This is a genomic window from Pseudemcibacter sp., from assembly GCF_965661635.1.
Classification (GTDB): Bacteria; Pseudomonadota; Alphaproteobacteria; order Sphingomonadales; family Emcibacteraceae; genus Pseudemcibacter.
Genome location: NZ_CBFIEP010000146.1, coordinates 1 through 6,443, shown reverse-complemented (window position 1 = coordinate 6,443; position 6,443 = coordinate 1). Strand labels below are relative to the sequence as shown.

General features: G+C 38.3%; 6 protein-coding genes. 4 read left to right on the top strand and 2 right to left on the bottom strand.

Going from position 1 to position 6,443, the window contains the following annotated elements; genetic code table 11:
- The coding region (locus tag ACTF6W_RS09765) for a RimK family alpha-L-glutamate ligase (protein ID WP_438994353.1) at positions 1–742 on the top strand (742 nt) is incomplete at its 5' end.
- Between the two features lie 71 nt (positions 743–813).
- Here the strand turns inward: ACTF6W_RS09765 and ACTF6W_RS09760 are convergent.
- A complete protein-coding gene (locus ACTF6W_RS09760; RefSeq protein WP_438994352.1) occupies positions 814–2,196 on the bottom strand; it encodes an aminotransferase class I/II-fold pyridoxal phosphate-dependent enzyme in 1,383 nt (460 codons plus the stop codon).
- A gap of 180 nt (positions 2,197–2,376) precedes the next feature.
- Between ACTF6W_RS09760 and ACTF6W_RS09755 the strand changes: the two genes are divergently transcribed.
- The 3 genes from ACTF6W_RS09755 to ACTF6W_RS09745 are packed head-to-tail and all read left to right on the top strand — an operon-like array spanning position 2,377 to position 5,596.
- Entirely contained in the window at positions 2,377–3,474 is a 1,098-nt protein-coding gene (locus ACTF6W_RS09755) for an NAD(P)/FAD-dependent oxidoreductase (protein ID WP_438994351.1), read from the top strand.
- Positions 3,461–4,594 carry an alanine racemase gene (locus tag ACTF6W_RS09750; protein ID WP_438994350.1) on the top strand — a complete coding sequence of 378 codons (1,134 nt, stop codon included), beginning with the start codon at positions 3,461–3,463 and terminating at the stop codon, positions 4,592–4,594. Before ACTF6W_RS09755 ends, ACTF6W_RS09750 begins: the two co-directional genes overlap by 14 nt.
- A 21-nt stretch (positions 4,595–4,615) precedes the next feature.
- Positions 4,616–5,596, top strand: coding sequence for an energy transducer TonB (locus ACTF6W_RS09745; protein ID WP_438994349.1), 981 nt, complete (start codon positions 4,616–4,618; stop codon positions 5,594–5,596).
- 194 nt (positions 5,597–5,790) lie between these two features.
- On the opposite strand, the gene ACTF6W_RS09740 is transcribed toward ACTF6W_RS09745, so the two are convergent.
- The gene (locus ACTF6W_RS09740) at positions 5,791–6,186 is read right to left on the bottom strand and encodes a hypothetical protein (protein ID WP_438994348.1); all 396 of its coding nucleotides are present in this window, start codon (positions 6,184–6,186) and stop codon (positions 5,791–5,793) included.
- Positions 6,187–6,443 lie beyond the last annotated feature (257 nt).

Below are 6,443 nucleotides of genomic sequence, written 5' to 3'. Positions count from 1 at the left end.
ACCTCCTTATGATGCCGTAATTCCGCGCATTGGTGCCTCTCTTACATTTTATGGAATGGCTATCGTTCGCCAATTCGAAGCAATGGGAACATTTTGTTTAAATAGTGCATCATCGATTGGCGCGTCACGTGATAAACTTGCCGCACATCAAATTTTAGCACGCCACCGAATTCCTATGCCAACCACAGCTTTTGCCAATTCGCCAAAGGATACAAATAGCTTGCTTGATTTGGTTGGAGGATCGCCAACAGTATTAAAACTGCTACAAAGCACACAAGGGCGCGGTGTGGTACTAGCGGAAACAAAGAAAGCAGGCGAAGCGGTGATAAGCGCCTTTCAAGGGCTTGATGCACATTTTATTGCACAGGAATTTGTAAAGGAAGCAGCAGGATCTGACATTCGATGTTTTGTTGTTGGAAAACGTGTTGTCGGCGCCATGATGCGTACAGCAGGTGATGACGACTTTAGGTCAAATTTACATGCTGGCGGTACCGCAAAAAAAGTCAGACTTACCAAAGAAGAGAGAAATATTGCTATTAAAGCTGCACGTGTCTTGGGATTGATCGTCGCAGGAGTTGATATCATTCGTACGGACACAGGATCAAAAGTTCTCGAAGTGAACAGCTCACCAGGAATAGAAGGGATCGAAAAAGCGTCGGGTAAAAATATTGCCGAGAAAATCATTCAACTTATCGAGGCAAACGTACCTTCAACCATCCATCCAAAACGCCATAGAAGGTAAGCACTTATAATAAAAAAGGGCCGCCCTTCCAAGTGGTAGAGCAGCCCTTCCCCAATATTCTTTTAATTAGCTTACATAGCTTTCTTTAAAGCATCATTCATATGACCGAGTGCTTTTTCAAGGCTTGAACGTGGAACACCAATGTTCATGCGCATAAAGCCTTCTGCACCGATACCGTATCCGCTACCTGCGTTAAGCTGAACGCCTGAATTTTCAACAAGCCACTCACCAAAGGCCATTTCTTTTGTAAGGCCACTATGACGACGACCGGCATCTCTCATTTTGTCATGATATGATTTACGGTATTCGTCTGTAATCACCTTATCAATGATGCCGTTACAATCGAGCCATGCTAGATATGTTCCTTCTGGTTTAGAATATTCTACACCTGGCATGTTGCCTGATTTATTTACATATTCAACAAGGTAATCAAAGTTACCGTCGATATATTCTTGAACATCATCAACCCACTGCGCACCTTCACGGAATGCTGTTTCACAGGCAATAAGACCAAATGAGTTACAACCAGCATCATGTCCGCCACCAATCATTGTCGCATTCATAAGATCTTGGTTTTGTGTAAAGAAATAGGCAACTTTCAAGTTCGCTTGACCGAAAGTTTTTGATGGTGAACGGTAAGTAATACTTGAATTTGCATATTTTTCACCGATTGAAGCATAAGGAACAAATTTTTGTCCTTTATTTACGAAATCACAATGGATTTCATCTGCAAGAACAGTAACACCGTGTTCCATACATACATCACCAAGTTCACGAAGTTCATCCGCTGTCCAGCATTCGCCAGACGGGTTATTCGGGTTACAAAGAATCACACATTTTGTTTCATAATCAAGACGCTCTTTAAATGCCTCCATGTCCATTTTCCAACGGCCATTTACTTTCTTCATCGGGCTCATAACTTGTGTCATGCCCGCTTTTGTAATCGCGCCATTGAAACCAGAATATGTTGGTGTGAAGATAATGACTTTACCTTTAACTGGATTAAGACCACGCATAGAAGAAATCATACCAGGCTTAAGCGCTGATGAATTTCTGATCCATTCTTTTTTAACCTCTTGACCATAACGTTCTTTATTCCAGTCAATAATCGCTTGATAATAGCTATCCGGAAGCGTTTCATAACCGTAGTTTTCATATTCAGCGCGCTTTTTAAGAGCACTAACAACAAAAGGAGGTTGTTTGAAATCAAGATCAGCAATCCCCATTGGTACAGTGATATTATCACGACCATAACGTCTAATCGCGCTATCCCATTTTACTGAATTTACGCCGATACGGCTATAGATATCATCGAAATTATATCCTTTGCCTGAACCACGAGATTGTCCCATTCCCATGCCCATAGCACTACCAGAACCTGCGGCAGACATAAGCGCTGTAACACCAGCAGCTTTCATGAAATTTCTGCGGTTTTGTGCACCAAATTTTTTCATACTTTTTTCCTTTATGTTATTCGAAAGGCCTTTAAAAATTGCCCGTTTTTCCCTATAGTGTTTAGACGATTTATGTTTTAACATTTATTATAAATTTAGAATAAAAAACTATAAATCACACTGAAAGATGATATCTTATAACATGACAATTATATCATGCAAAGGGAAAATGTTTTTGCCATGACCGACCATCAGGACATTATTATTATTGGCGCGGGCGTTATTGGTCTATCGGTAGGTAAACATCTTGCGGAAATGGGCCGTGATGTCGTAATTCTTGAAAAAGAAAAACATTTCGGCATGGGGACAAGCTCAAGAAACAGCGAAGTCATCCACGCTGGGCTTTATTTTGCCCCCGATTGGTTAAAAACCAAACTCTGTGTTCGGGGTAAAGAAATGCTCTATCAATATGCGAGCATTCGACATATTCCCCATAAACGTTGCGGTAAAATACTGGTCGCCAGTGAAACTGATGAAATCGAAAAGCTTAAAACCATCAAAGAAAAAGCGGCGAACAATGGTGTTGATGACTTAACAAACCTTAGTCAGCAGGAAATTCATAAATTAGAGCCCGACATCGCGGGCTTAGAAGGATTACTTTCTCCCTCTAGCGGCATAATCGATAGCCATATATTAATGGTCAATATGATTGGCGATATAGAAGAAAATGGCGGCATAATCGCCTATAACATTGAAATTGACGCAATTGAAAAACATAATTCCGGCTTTAAAGTCACTATGAAGGATGGCTATGCCCTCACCTGCAATATGCTTATCAATGCGGCGGGGCTCGGTGCTCAGGAGTTAGCACGAAAAATTGACGCTCTGCCATCACATTTAATCCCTGATCGCATCATGGCAAAGGGTCATTATTTTTCATATTCCGGCAAAGCTAGCTTTAAGCATCTCGTATACCCCCTTCCCAATAAAGGTAGTTTAGGGTTGCATCTCTGTATTGATACGGGTGGTGGTGTAAAATTCGGCCCTGATATTAATATTGTTGATAAAGAAGACTATGATGTGCCGCTTATTTTAAAGGATAAATTCTTTAACGCGGTAAAGCGTTATTTTCCAAGTGTTGACCCAAAAAAACTAAATCCCGATTATGCGGGAATTCGTCCGAAATTATCCGAAAAAGGCCTTGATTTTAATATACAATTTGAAAACACCCATGGTATAGAAGGATTGATAAATTTATTTGGTATGGAAAGTCCGGGATTAACCAGTAGCCTGGCCATCGGCGATTATATTAGGGAAAAAATGAATGAATATAAATGATCTATACACACCTTGTTTAATCGTCGATAAAAAGAAACTTTTAAATAACTTACGCCAAATGTCCGATAGGGCAGAAAAGCTCGGCGTAATGCTGCGTCCCCATGTTAAAACCAATAAATCCGTCCCCATCGCATTACTAAGCAACGGTGGTGCAGTTGGCCCGATTACCGTTTCCACATTACGCGAAGCGGAATATTTCGCCGATGCAGGTTTTAAGGATATTATATATGCCGTTAGCATGGTCCCTTCAAAACTAGACCGTGTGAAAGACCTGCTTGATCGTGAAGTTGATCTAAAAATCATCATTGATAACGTTGATGTTGCAAAAGCCATCATTGAATACGGTGAGAAATTTCACCGCATTATTAAAGTCATGATTGAAATCGATGTGGACATGCACCGCGCTGGTTTATCCCCTAATGCACCAGAGGTCATCGAAATTGCAAAAATTCTTGATGCTGGAAAAGGTGCTGAACTTGTCGGTGTTTTAACCCACGCTGGGGAAAGTTATGATTGTGAAACCGAAGCGGACTTAATTAAAGCCGCTGAAAATGAACACACTTCAATCGTTCGGGCCGCTGAAAATATTCGCGGCGCAGGCATTAAATGTGACGTTGTAAGCTGCGGATCAACACCAACGGCCACATATGCAGCGGACCTTACAGGCGTCACTGAACTTCGTGCGGGTGTTTATGTCTTTCAAGATGCCTTTCAAGCGGGCCGCGGTAGTTGCAGCAATAATGATATTGCACTTAGTGTGCTTTGCACTGTTATCAGCCATAAAACTAATCAAAATCGTATAATTACGGATGCCGGTGGTATGGCTCTTTCCAAGGATCAAAGCACACGCGGTACTGATTTCGATTGCGGTTATGGTATTGTTTGTGATCTAGACGGAAATATACTTGATAATTTAATCGTCACAGGCGCCAACCAAGAACATGGTTTAATCACCACAAAGGATGGCTCAGACTTTTACTTTGACGCTTTTCCGATTGGTACACACTTAAGAATACTACCTAACCACTCTTGCATGACCGCCGCCGCCTATGATCATTACAATGTGGTTGACGGCGAACAAGAAATCATAGAAACTTGGCAACGCTGCAACGGCTGGTAATATTAATAATTGGGGTCATCCATGATAAAAAGTACTTTCATAATTTTTTTAGTATTATGTTCAACAATACCTAATTTAAGTTTCGCTCAAATTTTTGACCCAAAAATATCACAAGATTATTATTATAGATCATATGGAAATGAAGCCGCGATTAGAAAGGCACATGATTTTTTAGATGAAATAAATATTCAAGGTAAACCTCATATCTCTGTACCATCTTCAGCTTATTTGGATTTAAGAACATATGGCTTTGATGAAAAAGTAACAGTCCCTTTCTACGCTGCATTGGAAAGATTTAATTATATATTTTCCGATAAAAACAAAGCAATTGAAGCAATAGAAAAATTTTTAGAGATAAAGAGACAACCAACTACATACAAACTTGCGTCAGTTATTACGCTTGCAATTATTACACATAATAATGGTGATTATTTAAAATCAATAAAATATACAAATTGGTGGCGAAGTTATACTGGAGCTAGACGTCATCAATTATATTACATGATGGCAGATAATTATTTAAAATTAGGAGATGTAAAGAATGTATTAGTCTCCTTTAAAACGGCTCAAGAATTGCAAGAAAATTATTTACAAAATGGTCCTGATATGCGCGATCATTTTGGTATAGAAGAATACGAAGAAAAAGTTTCAATGCTAAATGAAGAGTTAGTAAATATAGATGAGACCTCTATCACCATTGAAAATACTACAGAAATAGTTCCAGAAGTATCAGACATATTTTGGGTAGCTAAACTTACACCAAAATTTCCAAGAGCTGCTCTAAGCAAAGGTCGAACGGGGTTTGTTACACTTAATTTTGATTTAGATTATTTGGGCAATCCAATAAACATAACTGTTTCTGACCGATCTAATTCATTATTTATTAAACCGGCAATGACATTTTCAGAAGATTTAAAATACATTAAATATGCCCCTCCATTAAATCAAGAAAATATAGCAACTGATGTAACTTATACAGTTGAGTTTGAGTTCGACAAATAATTTAAAAAGAGTATTTAATCAGAAGGATATATTGCTTCGACTGTCCTTGTTGTGAAATCCTCAATTAAATCGGTTCGTCCGCCATGAGAAGATAGTAATCCGTGAAACATAAATCCTACTATGCCAGCGGCCCTATCGCGGCACCCTGGATGAAGGCTGCTGTATTAGCAGAATAATTAGAAAGATCAATATCGCTAATAGAATATTTTATCTGTTTTATTATCAATTACATTAATAGTACCTGCCATTGTGTTATGAATAGATGGCCGCATTTCTTGTCTTTTTTTAGCAGCAATAAAGCTTGCAATTTGAATATTGAGAGTTACCTCTTGATTTCCTTGAGTTTTTTTACTCAACGCCTTCTCAGTAGCCTGTTTAACTTCGGAAGGAACATCAGCCATCTCACTTAAAATAAAATCTCTTTCTTTTGTTAACTCTCTAATTTTAACAATCATTTTCTGCATCGCTCTGCTTACAGATTTTCTTCGTGATTTAGCTTCATCAAGTTTCGCTTGTTCAGCATCAAGTTCTGACTGTTTATTTGCAAGTACTTCATTTAATCTATATTGATATCCGGCACTAAAGCGCACATTAATGTTTTCAATTTTAAAATGACTAAAGTTCTCTTCAGTTGAATTATTTTGAGAATTAGCTGTAAATAGAATTACAAAGATTACAATTATATAAAAAAAGTTTTTTCATTATATCCCCCATGTTAATACATGACTAATTACTTCATCAATAATAATTTAACGAGATAATTTATAAAAAGCAATTGCTTAATATCTTTCCAAATAGCATTCATAATTTAAGGAAATAAAGGCATTTGTTCTAATGAAATTGTTTC

What these genes read in the sequence shown, in the direction of transcription:
- ACTF6W_RS09760 (WP_438994352.1), bottom strand. Translation starts at nt 2,196, where the DNA reads ATGAAAAAATTTGGTGCACAAAACCGCAGAAATTTCATGAAAGCTGCT.
- ACTF6W_RS09755 (WP_438994351.1), top strand. Translation starts at nt 2,377, where the DNA reads ATGACCGACCATCAGGACATTATTATTATTGGCGCGGGCGTTATTGGT.
- ACTF6W_RS09750 (WP_438994350.1), top strand. Translation starts at nt 3,461, where the DNA reads ATGAATATAAATGATCTATACACACCTTGTTTAATCGTCGATAAAAAG.
- ACTF6W_RS09745 (WP_438994349.1), top strand. Translation starts at nt 4,616, where the DNA reads ATGATAAAAAGTACTTTCATAATTTTTTTAGTATTATGTTCAACAATA.